The 2,190-nt window shown below is 45.1% G+C and carries 2 protein-coding genes; one reads left to right on the top strand and one right to left on the bottom strand.

Annotated elements, in window-relative coordinates; all coding sequences use genetic code 11:
* Positions 1-193: 193 nt before the first annotated feature.
* Complete coding sequence (locus BIZ39_RS22695) at positions 194-298, bottom strand: type II toxin-antitoxin system RelE/ParE family toxin (RefSeq protein ID WP_410369573.1); 105 nt, start codon at positions 296-298, stop codon at positions 194-196.
* Positions 299-656: 358 nt separating this feature from the next.
* Here BIZ39_RS22695 and BIZ39_RS21320 point away from each other — a divergent pair, with 358 nt between their 5' ends.
* Positions 657-2,114 (top strand): TonB-dependent receptor, encoded by a 1,458-nt coding sequence (locus BIZ39_RS21320; protein ID WP_262385832.1) that lies wholly within the window; start codon positions 657-659, stop codon positions 2,112-2,114.
* Positions 2,115-2,190: the final 76 nt, after the last annotated feature.

Here is a 2,190-nt window from a genome sequence, read left to right as displayed (position 1 = left end):
AGCGAAGCGTGGGAATGCAGGAATGGCTGTTCCCTTTCAAATTCCCAGAATGAAGCTAGGAAGCTTGCCAGACCTTCCCGAAGGGCGAGTTTAAAATGTTCGTACTCTTTGTTGTGTCACCTTGATGTAGAGCCACTATACCTGCGGTAACACGCCGCGATTACGAACATTTTAACTCTCGCTGAGAGGGTAATTACCTATGTGGACTGGTATTAGTATGAGGAGCCCCTAAGTTCGGGCCATGCTTTTCCATAAGTTCTAATAACCGTATAAAACGTGCCTGCACTTTAGGTGGCATAGCCAATATTTGCTCTTTAACGCTTCTGTGAAACTTGATCTCCCACTTCATCATTATTCCTATTGGGTTATCATTAATGATAACTTTTGTTGTGCATTTATTCAACAAAAGTTACATAGAGCTTTGCTTAATAACAACTGAGCTCTGGTACAGAGCTGATTAGGGGAATAGAGCCGGAGAGTCATCTGTCACAAAAGTGCCTTTGACTTGTCACCTATGCTTCATCGAACCTTCGCAAAAGCGTTCTACATTCTTGTGCTTCGATAATTCTAAGAAGTAGGCAATGTCGCCAATCTATTAGCGAACTGCTTATAAAAATACATAAAACACCCACTAAGCACACGAAAGGAATGATTTGATGCGCCCTCTGTACCCACGAACGGTTTATCCACGCTCTCTGCTTGCCACAACAATAGCATTTGCGCTATCAAGCGCCGCAATTGCACAAGAAGTAGCGCCCGACACAGAAAACGAACATAACTATATAGAAGAGATTACGGTAACCGCACAAATGCGTGAGCAGTCCGTTATGGATGTGCCTGTTACTATGGATGTAATAGGTAGCGAGTTCTTAGAGCGCACCAATATCATGGAACTTGATGAGCTTTCTCGAATTTTACCTAACGTTCAAATTCAAGAGCAGGCCGTAAGCTTACCGTCTTTTAATATTCGGGGCGTGACTGACGACGTATCTTCGGTATCGGCAACGCCTCGCATTTCGGTATATCAAGATGGCTTTGATATCAGTAAAAAGACGGTAGCCAGCGTCGCGCTTTTTGATATAGCGCGCGTAGAGGTTTTAAAAGGCCCCCAGCCAACCTTGTTTGGTGTCGCGGCAGCCAATGGTGCGGTGAGTATTCATTCTAATCTTCCCACCTTCGAACAAGAAGGCAAGGTGCAGGTTGGCTATAACTCAGAGCAAGGGCAAGAACTTGAATTCATGTATAACCAGCCTATTAACGACAACCACAGTTTTCGTATAGCAGGTCTTTATCGCGAAATGGACGGCATTGTAGAAAACAATGCCTGTAGCGCTGATTCCTATTACGGTAATGCAAATATGTACAACCGTCTTGGTGAAGAAGTGCCGTGCAACAGCGAAGATCTTCAGGGTGTTTCAGTACAAGCACTACGTGCAACATGGCGAGCGAATTACGATCAGCTTGAAATCATTGCGCGCGCAGCCATGGAGTATAATGACCAGCCGGGCATCGCTTTCAAATCTGGCTCTATCGCCCCCAATGGCGGAGATACTAGCCCTTTTACTGATGCCGAATTTAGTTTGGGCAGTGAACTAGGCATTGAACGAACGCTTCAAGCTTATGACTTAACCGTAAACTACGATTTCAACCAAATGCTCAGTCTGCATGCCGACGCATACTATAAAGATGTAGAGGTAAGCGAGGGATTTGACGCCGACGGTTCTGCTTTGCGTATTCAAGATGCCTATTTCGATAACGACGCTACGCTTAAAGGTGCGTCAATGCGTTTAGTGTATGACTCGGGTGATAAATTGGCCGCGTTTGTAGGTGCGTCTATTACTCAAGACGACTCTATTTTGCCCTATTATGTAATGGTCGACCCATTTGTACGTGGTACCTTCGATGCGGTAAAAGCACAGCTTGAAGCCACCTCAAACATTCCGCTAAATCAGAATATCGCTACTGACGCATCGTTAGGAGAAATAGAAGCACTGCGTGCGATGTTAGTGTCGCAACTGTTTAATGAAGATGGCTCTCCTATTTCTAATCCTGCATTGCCGCCTATTCTGATACAAGGGCCGTTTATATTTGGGGTAAGCGGATTAAATGGTTGATCTTACCTTTGCATGAGAGTGAGACAGACCGGCATCTCATCGGATTATCTGGTTGATGCTTCACCTACTGCTGGTG

Source organism: Alteromonas sp. BZK5 (assembly GCF_014349115.1).
In the GTDB taxonomy this organism is placed as follows: Bacteria; Pseudomonadota; Gammaproteobacteria; order Enterobacterales; family Alteromonadaceae; genus Alteromonas; species Alteromonas macleodii.
This window is presented reverse-complemented; position numbering and strand designations above follow the sequence as displayed.